Raw genomic sequence first — 14960 nt, 5'->3', positions numbered from 1 at the left:
TCGGACCGCTCAGTACCCCTCTCGCGGGTCGACGATGCCGACGAGGCCGGTGCCGGTAAGGAAGCCGCGCACGTTCTCGTCGACGCGGCCGGCGAGCAGTGGTGCGGTCATCTCTGCCGTGTCGGCCGAGTGCGAGGTGATCAGGCAGCGGGGTTCGGCGAAGAGCGGGTGATCGTCGGGAAGCGGCTCGGGGTCGGTCACGTCGAGGCCCGCTCCAAGCAGGCTGCCGGCGGCGAGGGCCTCGGTGAGGGCGTCCGTGTCGACGAGCGGCCCGCGGGCGATGTTCACGAGCACGGATTCGCGGGGCATCAGCGCGAGGCGGCGCGCGTCGATGAGGTGGCGAGTCGAGTCGGTGGATGCTGCGGCGAGGATCAGCGCGTCCGTCGTCGGCAGGACGCTGTCGAGGTCCGCAGCCTGGACGGTGCGCGTCGCACCCGGCATGGGGTCGGCGCCGCGGCGCACGACCGTGATGGTGCACCGCCACGGCTCGAGGAGTCGGATGATCTCGGCCGCGATGCCGCCTGCCCCAACGATGGTGACGTTCAGCCCGTACAGCGATCGACCCGTACGCTTCTCAACCCAGCGGGCCGCCCGCGCCTTCGGGGCGAACTCGCGCAGGGTGGCGTGCACGAGCGCCACGGCGTGTTCGGCGACCGGCTCGGAGTACGCGCCCTTCGCGCTCGTGAAAACCGGGCCGTCGGCGTGAGCGCGCAGTACGTCGCCGAAAGCATCGACGCCCGCCCAGGGCAGCTGGACCCAGGCGATGCCGGGGTGGGTGATGAGCACGTCATCGAGCTCATCCGAGCGGGCCGCGCTCAGCCACAGCAGGCCTCGGGTGTCGTCGCCGAGCGGGGCAACCGTGCCGCCGGCGCTCTCCACGGCGGTGATGAAGAGGGGGTGCGCCTCGGGAAGGACGGCGATCGGCCCGGGGGTCACCGGACGGGGCGGCGTGGCCGCGTGCCCGGAGAGCGGGTCACGGTGCTGGGCGAGATCCGGCGCGCGCTCTGGCGGCGTGACGTCGTAGCGGGATGGTGCGGTGTCGTCAGCGGGCATAGGCCCAGGCTAGACGGCGACCGCCCGACGTCGGCCGAGCGCCGCGAGGGCTCGCACGTAGGGGTGTGTTCCCGTCTCGAGTACCTCGTCGACCGAGCCGTAACCGACGAACCGACCCCCGTGCATCACGGCCAGACGGTCGGTGAGGCGCCGCACCTCGCCGATCTCACTCGAAATGGCGAGCGCCGCGAAGCCGCGGTTGCGCTGCACCTCGGCGAGATGGTCGAGGATCGTCGAGCGCACGGTGGCGTCGACACCGCTCGTCGCCTCGTCGGTCACGAGTAGCTCGGGCTCGAGCACGAGGGCGCGCGCGATGGCGACCCGTTGTCGCTGGCCCCGGCTGAGCTCGTGCGGGTACTTGGGGATCGTCGCGAGCGTCAGGTGCATGGCGTCGATCGCCTCCGCGACGATGCCCCCGGCTTCAACGCGGTCGAGTTTCGGGGTGCGCTGATACAGCGGGTATGCAACGTTCTCGCCCGCGGTGAGGTGCGGGTCGAGAGCAGTCCCCGCATCCTGCGGCACATAGCCGACCCGCAACGCGAGTTCATTGTCGTCGCGTCGACGCAGGCTGCGCACGTCGATGCCGAGCACCTCGAGCGAGCCGCCGATTACCTTCGGGCCGCGGTCGACGGTGCGATCGGTGAGGCCCGCGATCGCCTGCGCCAGGGCACTCTTGCCGCTGCCCGCCTCGCCGAGAATCGCGAGCGTCTCGCCCGGAGCTATGTCGAGACTCACCCCCTGCACGGCGTCGACCGACGGGGCGCCCTCGATGCCGGAAAAGCGCAGGCTCAGGTCGCGCGCGGACACCGCGGCTGTGGACATCGAGCGCCTCTCCCCTCCCGTCGGCGACGGGTCGGCGAGAGTCTAGTGGTGTTGCGTCACAGCCTGATGAACACTCATCACAGGTCTCCGCGAACGCGACGCCTCTCCGCCTCGATCGTCATGAGCTGGGTCTGAAGATCGCGGTACCGCGTCGGATCCGCCACCTGATCGGTGCGCTGCAGCGCGCCCAGCAGCTCGGCCTTGCGGCGCAACAGGTCACGCTCGATCAGCGACGTCGTGATGCCCGCGCAGTACTCGGCGACGTGGTCGTCGCGCACCGGCAAGGGCGCGATCGCGAGCTGCGTGACGAGCGGCGCGAAGGCCCCGGGGGCCTCCTCCGACACCATGCGCGCCCAGTGGGCGGTTCCGTAGTGCTCGAAGGCCGCGATGAGCGCGTCACGCACGGTCGCGAGCGCCGGCTGGCTGAACGCCGTCGCGAGCGCCCGCTGCGCGGTCTCGCGCGGAACGTCCTCGGGATGCTGCAGCAGCGCCATGAGCAACTCACGTTCCAGCCGCGTCACCGGATCATTGGGCAACTGCGCGAGCCCGATGGCGGGCGCCGCGGGGACGCCGCCCGCGGCGTACTCCCCGGGGCGCGACGCAGGACCGCCGGAGGGGTCGGGCACTGCCGCGGCGGCCTGCGGGCCGGAGGGCGCGCGATCGGGAGCGGATGGAGGTCGCGGGCCACGAGCATCCGCGGGGCTGGGAGTACGGGATGCGGCCGTCACCGCGCGCTGGACGTCGGCGGTGTCGACGCCGATCCAGCCGGCCACCTGCCGAACGTAGCCGGAGCTCAGGGCACGGTCGCGGATGCGCGCGACGACCGGGGCGGCGGCTCGCACCGCGGCGACGCGGCCCTCCACCGTCTCGAGGTCGAACTGGTCGAGCTGACGGCGGATCATGAACTCGAACATCGGGCGCCTAGTGCTCACGAGTTGCCGCACGGCTTCGTCGCCGCGCTCGAGACGCAAGTCGCACGGGTCGAGCCCGTCGGGGGCGACGGCGACGAAGGTTAGGGCGGCGAAGCGCTGCTCGTCGGCGAAAGCGCGACTCGCCGCCTTCTGGCCCGCCTCGTCGGGGTCGAAGGTGAAGATGACCTCGCCGAGCTGCGTCGTATCGGCGTTCTCGGTGTCCCCCATCACGCGGCGCAGCATGGTGATGTGGTCGCCGCCGAACGCCGTGCCACAGGTCGCAACCGCGGTGGTGACGCCGGCCAGGTGGCAGGCCATGACGTCGGTATAGCCCTCGACGACGACCGCCTGCTTGCCGCGTGCGATGTCGCGCTTCGCGAGGTCGAGCCCATACAGCACCTTGGCCTTGTGGTAGACCGGCGTCTCGGGGGTGTTCAGGTACTTCGGGCCCTTGTCGCTCTCGAGCAGACGCCGGGCGCCGAAGCCGAGGGTCGCCCCCGTCGTGTCGCGAATCGGCCAGATGAGGCGGCCCCGAAAGCGGTCATACGGGCTGCGGTCGCCCTGGCCCTGAAGCCCGGCGGCCAGGATCTCCTCAGCCGTGAAACCCTTCGCACGCAGGTGAGAGCCAACAGCGTCGTAGGCGTTCGGCGCGTAGCCGACCCCGAAACGCTCGGCCGCTATCGCATCGAAGCCGCGCTCGCCGAGAAAGCGGCGGGCGGGCTCCGCCTCGGGCGTCGCGAGCTGGGCGCGGAAGAACGCTTCGGCCGCCTCGTTCGCGGCCAGGATGCGCCGCCGATTGCCCTGGTCGACAGCGGGTCCGCCGTCCTCGTACTGCAGGGCGTAGCCGATGCGCGCCGCGAGACGCTCGACCGACTCGGCGAACGTCATGTGGTCCATCTTCTGCAGGAAGGTGAACACGTCACCGCCCTCACCGCAGCCGAAGCAGTGATAGAAGCCGACCTGGGGGCGCACGTGGAAGCTGGGACTGCGCTCGTCGTGGAAGGGGCACAGGCCCTTCATCGAGCCCACGCCCGCGCTCTTCAACGTGACGTAGTCGCCGACGACGTCGGCGATGTTGACGCGGGTACGCACCTCGTCAATGTCACTACGTCGAATGCGGCCGGCCACAGGCCCGATTCTAGGTGGGATCAGGCAGGCGCTCGGTGACCCTCGACCCAGCGCTCATGCCAGGCGAGCGCCGACTGGTCGGTGAGGGAGGCAACCTGGTCGACCACGACGCGGCGACGGGCGTCATCGTCCACAGCTTCGGCGAAGTCTGCCTGGAACACCGGGGCGAGAGCCTGCGGCCCCGCCGCCCAGACGGCATCGGCGAGATCGGTCAGCAGTGCCCGCTGCCGGGCGTACAGCGGTTGACGCTCGTCGTTTGCCATCACCAGGGTGCCGACGATGCCCTTCAGCACGCCGATCTCGGCGCGCGTGTGCACCGGTACGACCACGTGCGCGTTGTAGCGAACGAGCGACGACTGGGGATACGCGTGCCGGGTGGCGTGCACGGCATCGTGCGCGAAGCGACCGATGAGGCGGCTCGTCAGGTTCTTCAAGCCTGCCAGGTCGGCCCGTGAGCCGGACCAGCGGGTGATCCACGTCTCGAGGCGCTCTAGTCGCGCGAAGGCGGCGCGCACGTCGCTCTCGGTGAGCTCGTCGCCGTTCCAGCGCAAAACGCCGGCGACAAGAGCCTCGTGGTCGTCGGCGCTCGACAGGATGCGCGGATCAATTGATCCCCCAACGATCGCGTCCTCGAAGTCGTGCACCGAATACGCGATGTCGTCGGAGAGGTCCATGACCTGCGCCTCGATGCTCGGGATGCCTGCGGGGGCGCCCTCGCGCATCCAATCGAACGCCTCGCGGTCGTCGGCGTATACGCCAAACTTACGCCGGCCCCCCGGGTCATCCACCGCGCTCGCAAGCGGCCACGGGTACTTGCAGCTGGCATCGACGCTCGCCCGGGTGAGGTTCAAACCGAAACTCTGACCGTCTGCGCCCAACACCTTCGGCTCGAGTCGTGTCAGCAGGCGCAGGGTCTGCGCATTGCCCTCGAAGCCGCCGATGTCGTGCGACCAGACATTCAACGCGCCCTCGCCGTTGTGACCGAACGGCGGATGGCCAAGGTCGTGCGCAAGGCACGCGGTGTCGACGACATCGGGTGCGAGGCCGAGCGCTCCGGCGAGCTCGCGGCCCACCTGTGCGACCTCCAGCGAGTGGGTGAGACGGTTGCGGGCGAAGTCGACCCCGGCCGTCGGACTCAGCACCTGCGTCTTCGCGCTCAGACGGCGCAGGGCGCTCGAGTGCAACAGGCGAGCGCGGTCGCGGGCGAAGTGCGCCCGGTCCGTCGAATGCTGCTCGGGATGGCGGCGTTCTGTGTCGTGTTCCTCGTACAACATGCCCTAGCCGCCGCTGTTGTGCAGTTCGGCGGCGGACACCTCGGCGCGGCTCGCCTCACTGAGCTCGCGGCTCTCGAGCCAACGGTCGGGCAGGGCGGGCTTCTTCGGCGTTCCGGCGCGTCCGCGCTGGCCCTCAGCAGCCTCGCCCGGGTATGGGGCGTCACGGTCGAGCTCGCCAAGCATGTCGTCCAGGTGTTGCAGGCTCTCCGTGCGGGCCATGCGCGCGCGCAGCTCGCCTCCCACCGGGTACCCCTTGAAGTACCAGGCGACGTGCTTGCGAATATCGCGGCAGCCGCGCTGCTCGTCGCCGTCGAAAAACTCGACGAGCAGTTCGGCGTGGCGGCGCAGAGCATCGCCCACCTCGCCGAGCGTCGGCGTCGCCTTGCGCTTCTCGCCCCGGAACGCGGCCGCGAGGTCGCCGAACAGCCAGGGGCGGCCGAGGCAGCCGCGGCCCACCACGATGCCGTCGCAGCCCGACTGCTCGACCATGCGCAGGGCATCGTCGGCGCTCCAGATGTCGCCGTTGCCCAGGACCGGGATGCTCGTGATCGTATCCTTCAGAGTGGCGATCGCATCCCAGTCAGCAGTGCCCGAGTAGAAGTCGGCGGCCGTGCGGGCGTGCAACGCCACGGCGCTGACACCGGCCCCCTCGGCCGCCTTCGCCGCCTCCAGGTAGGTGAGGTGGTCGGCGTCGATGCCCTTACGCATCTTCACGGTGACAGGGATATCGCCCGCCGCCTTCACGGTCGCCTCGACGATCCGACGGAAGTGGCTGAGCTTCCACGGCAGGGCCGCTCCCCCACCCTTGCGTGTGACCTTCGGCACGGGGCATCCGAAATTCATGTCGATGTGGTCGGCGAGGCCCTCGCCCACCAAAAAGTGAGCCGCTTCACCCGCCGTCGCCGGGTCGACGCTGTACAGCTGAATGCTGCGGGTCGTCTCGCTCTCGTGGTGGCGGATCAGTCGCATACTCACCGGCGTGCGCTCAACGAGAGCGCGGCTCGTGATCATCTCGCTCACATACAGGCCGGCCCCGTACTCGCGACACAGCCGGCGGAACGCCGTGTTCGTGATGCCCGCCATCGGTGCGAGCACGACCGGCACGCTGAGCGGCAACGGGCCGATGCGAAGCTGCGGGGCGGGAGCGGTGAGAGACGACATACGGGGTCCATTGTCGCACCCGTCGGTAAACGACACGTTCGGGGCTTAGGGATTGCGGGTGGGAGGCCCCGAGAGCCCGCTGGCGGGATGCCGAGGGGCTGGCGTGGGCGGGAATGCCGTGCGGTGGGCTGGGTGTTGCATCGAGCATCCCGTCGTGACGTTCTGGAGGACTGTGTGATGACGAACCCTGCCGACGGCGCCGCGCGCGTCGACTCCGCCGTGGCCGCGCTCGGGCTCAGCGTCGACATCGTGGAGCGAGGCGACGCGCGGTCGCTGGAGGAAGCCGCCGCGAACGTAGGGGTCGAGCCGTCGCAGGTCGTCAAGACGCTCGTGCTGAAGAGGAGCGACGGCACGTACGTGTTCGCGCTCGTACCGGGAGGGCGGGCGCTGTCATGGCCGAAGATTCGCGCGGTGCTCGGCGTCAACAAAGTGCAGATGCCGCGGCCCGAGCAGGCGCTCGAGGCCACCGGGTTCGAACGCGGAACAATCGTGCCGCTCGGCTCGACCACCGCATGGCCCGTGATTGCCGACGCAACAATCTCGGGCCGCGTCGCCCTCGGCGCCGGGCGCCCCGGCCACAGCCTGCTCACGGAAGCCGAGCCGCTGCTGCACGCCCTCGACGCCACCGTCGCCGACATCAGCGACCCCGAGTAGCGCCCAGCCCCGGCGTCTCCCCCGCGCCGCGCCCCAGCCCGCGCCACACACCTCCTGGCATCGCGCCCCGCACGTCCCACGGCCGCGGCCCGCACGCCCCCGCGTCAACAACTCAGGACTAAGCCGCCAACTATGCGCTGACAGTCCCGTGAGGGTGGGGTTTGCGCAACAAACCCGGACCGTTAGTCCTGAGTTGTTGACACGGCCATGCTCGACGGGTCTGAGCTGGCGGGTGTCGGGATCTCGCACGCCTCACCGTCACAGGCAGCGGCGCCTGGCGCACCGAGCATTGTGAACGGCCGCGATCCGCTGGCCCCGGCCGTCACGCGTCGCCACCCCGCGCGCCGTGCACCGTCGCCCGCTCGGCGTCGGCCGCGGCCCGTTGGAGAGCAGCGAGGAACGATGCAACCTCCTGCGCGCCCGACACGCCGTACGCGTCATTGAGAACGAAGAACGGAACACCCTGGATGCCGTATGCCACGGCCTGTGCCATATCGGCCTTCACGTCGGGAAGGTACGTGTGTTCGGCGAGAGCGGCCGCCGCCGCGTCACGGTCGAGGCCGACCTCTCCAGCGAGGTGGGCCAGCTCATCGACGCGACCGACATGCCGACCCTCGGTGAAATAGGCGAGAAGCAGGCGTTCCTTCAGCTCGGACTGTTTCCCGTGGACCTTCGCGAAGTGCAGCAGCTCGTGCGCAAGAACGGTGTTCGTCTGCTGGATGCGGTCGTAGTGGTACTCGAGACCGACAATCGCGGCGATGTGGCTTACGTGGTCGACCATCTGCTGTGCCTGCTCGGGGCTGATGCCCTTGCGCTCACTCAAGTAGTCGATGGGGGTGCCCTCAAAGTCGACAGGGGTGTCGGGTGCCAACTCGAAGCTGCGGTAGGTCACTTTCACGTCGCCGCCTTCGAGGCGGAACTGTTCGACCGCGGCCTCGAACTTCCGCTTACCGATGTAGCACCACGGGCACTGAACGTCTGACCAGATCTGAACGTCGACTACATTGCTCACCCTGGCATCAACGTGTTTGCCCGCCCCGTATTCCGACTGGACGCTGCCCGAATGCCAACAACTCAGGACTAGCGAGCTCGCGCCCGTGGCTGCGGGCTTGAAGAGCGCGGGTTTGCCCGTGCGGGACGCCGATACCGACGCCGTTGTCCTGAGTTGTTGGCGGGCGCAGTAGAGCCGGGCGGGGCGGGGAGTCCGCGGGCGGCGAGGGCGGTGAGGACCGCGGCCTCCACGCGCGGCCAGTCGTCGAACACCTGGCTGGCCGCGGGGCGTATCGCGTGCAGTCCAGTGATCGTGATCGCGAGGTCCTTGCTACGGTCACGGGTGAACCGCTCGCGGTGAAACTCTTCACCGTCGACCTCGAGCCCGACGGTGTCTTCTATGACGAGGTCAATCGGGCTCGGATCGTTGGGGAGCGCCACCTGCTCCGTGACCCGCAGCCCCAGTCTGGTCAGCCGAGTACGGGCGAGACTTTCGGGCAGCGAGTGACACCTCTCGCTCGATGCGTAAACCACTGCACGAGCACGGGCGGGCACCCGGCGGATGAGCTGATGGGCATCGATCTGGTCGATGAGCCCGGCTCGGCGTGCCCAGTCAACCGCAGCAACGGCGTCTTCGAACGGTTCCGTGGCGAGGACGACCTCGAGCGCCTCACGCACCCCGACGAGTCCGGACGACCGGTCGCGATCGTGACGCTCACGGGTCCAATGCAGCACCACCTGTGAGCGACGCGGCGAACGAGCGAAGGAAACCCTGCGGCGGCGGGGACAGCGCAAACGCGAGGCGTTGACGGGCACGGCCACGTGCATCCTGCTTCGGCGACGCACCCAACCGCCCATCGCCGCGATGGCCGAAAGGCCAGTGAGTCGGCCGCCGACACGCAGCGCGTGCGTGCGCGGGTCGTCGTCGCGCCACACGGCGTACCAGCCGCGTCGGGGCCGCACGACGGCACCGAGGTGCACGGCGGCGGCGAGCTCGCGGTCGCTGTGGCCGAGGCTCACGAGGTACGCGCGGCCCGCCGCGCCCCCGGCATTCGTGATGTCAGCGATCAGTGTCTGGAACATCGACGCATCATGTGTGGATGCGCATCCCGCCGTGAGCAAAACGGCGCCCGCTGTGCACAGAGCCCGTCTCAGCGCGGCTGAGTGGGAGACGTGAGTTGCGAACAAACTGCTGCGCGTCAATAACTCAGGACGAACGCAGCCACGCGACGGCAAAAGGCCGCGTAACAGGGCGCGAGCACGCGTTGGTCCTGAGTTGTTGACAGGGTCGGTGGGGTGACGTGGTGGGTCCAGAGCGGGGAGGACACCCGCGCGCCCCGCCGAGCGCGGGCGGTTACGCTCCGAGCAGTTCGGCGGCCAGGAACTTCTCGACGCCCTCCAGCGGGATGCGCTGCTGCTCCATGCTGTCGCGCTCGCGCACGGTCACGGCCTGGTCGTCGAGGGTGTCGAAGTCGACGGTGATGCAGAACGGCGTGCCGATCTCGTCCTGACGACGGTAGCGACGGCCGATGGCGCCGGCGTCGTCGAAGTCGACGTTCCAGTGCTGGCGAAGCCGGTCGGCGAGCTCACGCGCCGCGGGCGAGAGGCGTTCGTTGCGCGACAGCGGCAGCACCGCGGCCTTGACGGGCGCGAGGCGACGGTCGAGGCGCAGTACGGTGCGCTTGTCGACGCCGCCCTTCGTGTTGGGCGCCTCGTCTTCGGCGTACGCGTCGAGCAGGAACGCCATCAGCGCGCGGGTCAGGCCAAACGCGGGCTCAATCACGTACGGGGTCCAGCGCTCGTTCTTCGCCTGGTCGAAGTACGAGAGGTCTTGACCGGACGCCTGCGCGTGGGTCGACAGGTCGAAGTCGGTGCGGTTGGCGACGCCCATGAGCTCGCCCCACTCGCTGCCGGTGAAGCCGAAGCGATACTCGAGGTCGACGGTGCGCTTCGAGTAGTGCGACAGCTTCTCTTGCGGGTGCTCGTACTGTCGGATGTTCGCCGGGTCGATCCCGAGCCCCGTGAACCACGCCTCCGAGGCGTCAATCCAGTACTGGTGCCACTCTTCGTCGGTGCCCGGCTCGACGAAGAACTCCATCTCCATCTGCTCGAACTCGCGGGTGCGGAAGATGAAGTTTCCGGGCGTGATCTCGTTGCGGAAGGACTTGCCGATCTGCCCGATGCCGAACGGCGGCTTCATGCGCGATGCGTTGAGCACGTTGACGAAGTTCACGAAGATGCCCTGCGCGGTCTCGGGCCGCAGGTAGTGCAGCCCCGACTCGTCGTCGACCGGCCCGAGGAAGGTCTTCAGCAGGCCCGAGAACTCTCGCGGCTCGCTCCACTGGCCGCGGGTGCCGCAATTCGCGCAGGCGATGTCGGCCAGTCCGTTTTCGGGCGCACGCCCCTTCTTCTCCTCGTATTCCTCTTCGAGGTGGTCGGCGCGGTACCGCTTGTGGCACTGGAGGCACTCGACGAGCGGGTCGCTGAACACGTCGACGTGCCCGGAGGCCTCCCACACCCGCTTCGGCAGGATGACGCTCGAATCGAGCCCGACGACGTCGTCGCGTGATTGCACCATGGTCTTCCACCACTGGCGCTTGATGTTCTCTTTCAGCTCGACGCCGAGGGGCCCGTAGTCCCACGCCGACCGCGACCCGCCGTAGATTTCGCCCGCCTGGAACACGAAGCCGCGCCGCTTCGCGAGCGCGATGACGGAATCGAGGTGAGTGGATGCTGCCACGGGGGTACTCCTGCAGGTTTCGGGGCCGCCGCGAGGGCTGCGCGGCGCACGATCGCTCAGTCTACTGAGCGCCGCCTCACAGGATGCGCGGGGCGGCCTCGGCGCGCACGATCCGAGCCAGCCGCTCCACGTCGTCGAGCGTGTTGTAGAGGTGGAAGGACGCGCGCAGCCGGCCGGCCCGGCCGGTGATGCGGAGGCCGTCCTCGAGGGCGGCGGCGAGCATCCGGCCGTCGGGATCGGGGACGGACACGATCGCCTGGCCCAGCGGTTCGTGATCGATGGCCTCGCAGTACGCGTCGCCGAGCCCCGCGGCGTGGCGCCACAGTTCGACGTCGTCGAGCGCGGCGAAGAGCTTGAGGGCGGGCTCGGCCCCGACCCAGGCCGGCCACGCGGGGCTGACGTCGAAGCGGCGCGCGTTCGGGGCGAGGAGCATCTCGGGACCGTACGCCGACTGCCAGACCTGGTCACCGGCGTACCAGCCGGCCTGGATCGGGCGGAGGGTGTGCATCCAGTCGTCGGAGACCGTCAGGAACGCGACACCGCGCGGCGAGCACAGCCACTTGTACGGGTGGCACACGGTGGCGTCGGCGACCGACGCGTCGACGGGCATGACGCCCGCGGCCTGCGTGACGTCGCAGAGCGTGCGCGCGCCGACCCGCGCTGCCGCCTGGCAGACCGCCGTGGCGTCGGCGCGCTCCCCCGTGGCCGACTGGACCAACGAGTAGGCGATCAGCGCGGTGCCCTCTCGCACTGCGTCGGCCAGCGCCGCGACAGCGACATGCCGCACGACCAGGTCGCCGCGGGTCAGAAACGGAAACACCATCGACGAGAAGTCGCCCTCGACGACGATGACCTCGGACCCCGGGGCGAGATCCGCGGCGATCACACTGACGGCGGCGCTGACCTGCGCCACGGCCGCCACGTTCGCGACCGGCATCCTCACGAGCCGCGCATACGCCGCGCGGCATGCATCCACGACGCGGTCGTAGTCGGGCGCGCCACGATCGCCGGCAAACCACACGTCGAGGTCGGCGGTCATCGCCGCGACGGTCTCGCGCGTGGGCAGGCCGAGGGCAGCCGTCCCCAGGTATCCGGCGGCGTTCGGTCCGAAATGCGCGCGGGCGTCGTCGAGAGAGATGGTCACGCGCTCAGTGTCGCGCGTCGGCCGGGGCGCGTCCAGAGCCACCCGAGGCGCCGTGGCCTGGTCGCGCCCAGCGCCGCCCCTCGGCACAGGATGCGCGCGGCCGCGGGCGTGCGGATCGTCGCGTCTACGAAGCGGGCGGCTGCGCTGGCGGAGTGGTGGGAGCATCCACGGCGCCGCCGAACCGGCGATCGCGGCCCGCGTACTGCTCGATCGCATCCCACAGGTGGCGGCGGCGGAAGTCGGGCCACAGCGTGTTCAGGAACACCATTTCGGCATAGGCGCTCTGCCACAGCAGGAAATTGCTCGTGCGCTGCTCACCGCTCGATCGGACGAACAGGTCGACGTCGGGTTGGTTGGGCTCGTACAGGTGCTTCGCGATCGTGCGCTCGGAGATGCGCTCGGGGGTCAGCCGCCCAGCCTTGATGTCGGCGGCGAGGGCGCGCACCGCGTCGACGAGCTCGACGCGCCCGCCGTAGTTGACGCACATCGTGAGAGTGAGCCCCGTGTTGTCAGCGGTGCGGGCCTGCGCCTCTTCCAGCTCAGAGATGACGCTGCGCCACAGGCGCGGACGGCGGCCGGCCCAGCGGATGCGGACGTTCCACGCGTCGAGCTGGTCGCGCCGGCGGCGCAACACCTCGCGGTTGAAGCCCATGAGGAAGCGCACCTCGTCGGGGCTGCGGCTCCAATTCTCGGTGCTGAAGGCGTACACACTCAGGTGCGTCACGCCGACCTGGATGGCGCCGGCGACCACATCGAGCAGACTCGCCTCGCCGGCGCGGTGACCCTCGACGCGGGTGAGGCCCCGGGCGTTCGCCCAGCGGCCGTTGCCGTCCATCACGATCGCGACGTGCGCGGGAACCGCCTTCGCCGGGATCGACGGTGGATGCTCGCCCGTCCAGTCGAGCGGACGTAGCGGCTCGGGCTGCTCGCGACGCGCCATCAGACGACTTCCCCGGCGTGGGCGGGTGAGGCAGCCGGGGCGGCCGGGGCGGTGTCGGTGGGAGCTGCCGCCGGCGCGCGCGATTCGCGCGCCGCGCGGTCGACGTGCGGCAGCGAACGCAAACCGCGTTCCAGGTGAAACTGCGTGTAGGCCGCGATTAGGCCGCTCGCCTTGTTGCGGGTGCGTTCGTCGGAGGCGTCAGCGAGCATCCAATCGCCGGTGAGCAGGGCGGTGAGCAGGGCGCGCGTATCGTCGTCGACGCGGGGGGCACCTGGCGGGGCGACCTCGTCGGCCACCATGCCACCGAGTTGGACGACGAAGGCACGGTGCGGGCCGGGGGCACCCGTGACGGCGCAGTCGCCGAACGTCGGTGCCCAGCCCGCGATCGATAGGGCGCGCAGCAGGTACGAATCGAGGGTGAGCGACGGGTCGTGTTCGCCGCGGGAAAGGGAGCGAAGGCCCCCCACCAGTAGGAGGTACTGCTGGAGGCCTCCGCCGTCGTCGCCCGTCACCTTGTCGGCCGTCTCAACCATGGCGCTCGCCGCCGTGTACCGGCCGTAGTCGCTCGAGATGTCGGCACCGTAAGCGCCCAGAGTCACCGCCTGCTGCACGATGTCGAGGCTGCGGCCGCGGTACAGCTGCAGGTCGGCGACCATGAACGGTTCGAGCCGACTGCCGAAACGGCTGCCCGTGCGGCGAACGCCCTTCGCCACCGCGCGGATCTTGCCGTGCTGCCGGCCGAGCATCGTCACGATGCGGTCAGCCTCACCCAGCTTGTGGGTGCGCAGCACGACGGCTTCGTCACGGTAGGTGGGCACGGGCTCCAGTATCCCGCGCGCGGTGTGGTGCGCGCTGAGCGGCGCGCGCGGGCTGGCGAGCCCGGCGCGGAGAGCGCGCAGTGGGGAGCGGCAGGGCGCCGGCGGCCGCCCGACGCCGCGCGGCCGTCAACAACTCAGGACTAACGCGCCGCCAGTACCCCTAGGCGCGCAACGAGGCAGCAGAATTGGCGAGAAGGTGTGCGGCACGTGAGAGCTCGTCCTGAGTTGTTGACACACCCCAGGTGAAGCGGATTGCCGTCCGCGCTGTGTCGGCGTCGAACCCCATCGCGAGCAGCACCGGTGACGGCTCGTCGCGGCCAGCGGCGCACGCGGAACCGCTTGACGCGAGCACTCCGGCGTCGTCGAGTGCCACGAGCAGCGGCTCGCCGCCGATCCCGGGCACGACGAACGACGCGTGCGCGGGCAGGCGCAACGTGGGGTGCCCGGTGAGCTGTGCGCCGGGCACGGAGTTCGTTACCGCGTGGATGAACGCATCACGATCCGCGCAGACCCTCGCGACGGTTGTGGGGTCGTGTTCTGCGGCGGCGAGCTCCAGCGCTCGAGCGAAGCCGATGGCTCCGGCGACGTTCTCGGTTCCGCTGCGGCGATCGCGCTCCTGACCCCCACCGTGGATGACCGGCTCGAGCGGGGCGTTGGTGCGCAGGACGAGGGCGCCCACGCCCTTGGGCCCGCGAAGCTTGTGGGCCGAGACGGTGATCGCGTCGGCTGTCGACAACTCAGGACTAACGCTCGCATCGAGCGACACCCAGCCTGCGGTCTGCACCGCGTCCACGTGGAAGCGGGCGCCGACCGCGCGAGCCAACTCGCCCAGCTGCTGCACGGGTTGCAGCGTTCCCACCTCGTTGTTGGCGTGCTGCACGCTCACCAGTGCGGTGTCGTGTCGCAGGACCGCCTCGAGCACCCCAGCATCCACTAGTCCTGAGTTGTTGACGGGCAGCACGCTGACCTCGACGTCGTGCCAGCGCGCCAGGTAGTCCGCCGAGGCCCGCACCGCTTCGTGCTCGATCGCCGATACCACGATGTGTCGTCCACGGCCAGCTGCGATCGCGCCCAGAGTCAGGCCGATGACGGCCAGGTTGTCGGACTCCGTACCGCCGCTCGTGAACACGATCTGAGCGGGCCGAACACCTGCGAGCAGTGCGACCGTCTCGCGTGCGGCGGCGAGACCGTCAGCGGCGTGCCGACCGAGGGCGTGTCGGCTCGACGCATTGCCGTAGGCACCGGTCAGGTACGGCCACATGGCCTCCAGCACCTCGCGCCGCACGGCCGTGGTCGCCGCCTGATCGAGATCGATGAGGGTCACC

13 protein-coding genes are annotated in these 14960 nt (G+C 69.9%); 1 reads left to right on the top strand and 12 read right to left on the bottom strand.

Annotation, left to right across the window (positions count from 1 at the left end):
* Positions 1 to 9: 9 nt before the first annotated feature.
* The 5 genes from EV140_RS01110 to dusB all read right to left on the bottom strand — a co-directional run bounded on the left by EV140_RS01110 (position 10) and on the right by dusB (position 6349).
* Entirely contained in the window at positions 10 to 1053 is a 1044-nt protein-coding gene (locus tag EV140_RS01110; RefSeq protein ID WP_130280238.1) for a D-isomer specific 2-hydroxyacid dehydrogenase family protein, read from the bottom strand.
* A gap of 9 nt (positions 1054 to 1062) precedes the next feature.
* Positions 1063 to 1875, bottom strand: a complete 813-nt coding sequence (locus EV140_RS01105) for an ATP-binding cassette domain-containing protein (protein WP_130280236.1) — start codon at positions 1873 to 1875, stop codon at positions 1063 to 1065.
* A 77-nt stretch (positions 1876 to 1952) separates the two neighbouring features.
* The gene (gene dnaG / locus EV140_RS01100) at positions 1953 to 3914 is read right to left on the bottom strand and encodes a DNA primase (protein ID WP_130280234.1); all 1962 of its coding nucleotides are present in this window, start codon (positions 3912 to 3914) and stop codon (positions 1953 to 1955) included.
* Positions 3915 to 3934: 20 nt separating this feature from the next.
* The gene (locus EV140_RS01095) at positions 3935 to 5188 is read right to left on the bottom strand and encodes a deoxyguanosinetriphosphate triphosphohydrolase (protein WP_130280232.1); all 1254 of its coding nucleotides are present in this window, start codon (positions 5186 to 5188) and stop codon (positions 3935 to 3937) included.
* A gap of 3 nt (positions 5189 to 5191) precedes the next feature.
* Positions 5192 to 6349 (bottom strand): tRNA dihydrouridine synthase DusB, encoded by a 1158-nt coding sequence (gene dusB / locus EV140_RS01090; RefSeq protein WP_130280230.1) that lies wholly within the window; start codon positions 6347 to 6349, stop codon positions 5192 to 5194.
* Between the two features lie 177 nt (positions 6350 to 6526).
* Between dusB and EV140_RS01085 the strand changes: the two genes are divergently transcribed.
* A complete protein-coding gene (locus EV140_RS01085) occupies positions 6527 to 7003 on the top strand; it encodes an aminoacyl-tRNA deacylase (RefSeq protein ID WP_130280228.1) in 477 nt (158 codons plus the stop codon).
* A 322-nt stretch (positions 7004 to 7325) separates the two neighbouring features.
* Here the strand turns inward: EV140_RS01085 and EV140_RS01080 are convergent, their stop codons facing one another.
* The 7 genes from EV140_RS01080 to EV140_RS01050 all read right to left on the bottom strand — a co-directional run bounded on the left by EV140_RS01080 (position 7326) and on the right by EV140_RS01050 (position 14959).
* Positions 7326 to 8015: a DsbA family oxidoreductase gene (locus EV140_RS01080; protein WP_130280226.1), complete on the bottom strand. Its 690-nt coding sequence runs from the start codon at positions 8013 to 8015 to the stop codon at positions 7326 to 7328.
* Between the two features lie 68 nt (positions 8016 to 8083).
* Entirely contained in the window at positions 8084 to 9076 is a 993-nt protein-coding gene (locus tag EV140_RS01075; protein WP_130280224.1) for a glycyl-tRNA synthetase, read from the bottom strand.
* Between the two features lie 271 nt (positions 9077 to 9347).
* Positions 9348 to 10733: a glycine--tRNA ligase gene (locus EV140_RS01070; protein WP_130280222.1), complete on the bottom strand. Its 1386-nt coding sequence runs from the start codon at positions 10731 to 10733 to the stop codon at positions 9348 to 9350.
* 76 nt (positions 10734 to 10809) lie between these two features.
* Positions 10810 to 11877, bottom strand: a complete 1068-nt coding sequence (locus EV140_RS01065; RefSeq protein ID WP_241971234.1) for an aminotransferase class V-fold PLP-dependent enzyme — start codon at positions 11875 to 11877, stop codon at positions 10810 to 10812.
* Between the two features lie 124 nt (positions 11878 to 12001).
* A complete protein-coding gene (locus EV140_RS01060; protein WP_130280218.1) occupies positions 12002 to 12817 on the bottom strand; it encodes an isoprenyl transferase in 816 nt (271 codons plus the stop codon).
* Entirely contained in the window at positions 12817 to 13635 is an 819-nt protein-coding gene (gene recO, locus EV140_RS01055; protein WP_130280216.1) for a DNA repair protein RecO, read from the bottom strand. The genes EV140_RS01060 and recO overlap by 1 nt, the downstream gene beginning before the upstream one ends.
* A gap of 160 nt (positions 13636 to 13795) precedes the next feature.
* Positions 13796 to 14959, bottom strand: coding sequence for a cysteine desulfurase family protein (locus EV140_RS01050; RefSeq protein WP_130280214.1), 1164 nt, complete (start codon positions 14957 to 14959; stop codon positions 13796 to 13798).
* Position 14960 lies beyond the last annotated feature (1 nt).

It is taken from the genome of Microcella alkaliphila, assembly GCF_004216855.1.
GTDB classification, from domain to species: Bacteria; Actinomycetota; Actinomycetes; order Actinomycetales; family Microbacteriaceae; genus Microcella; species Microcella alkaliphila.
This window is presented reverse-complemented; position numbering and strand designations above follow the sequence as displayed.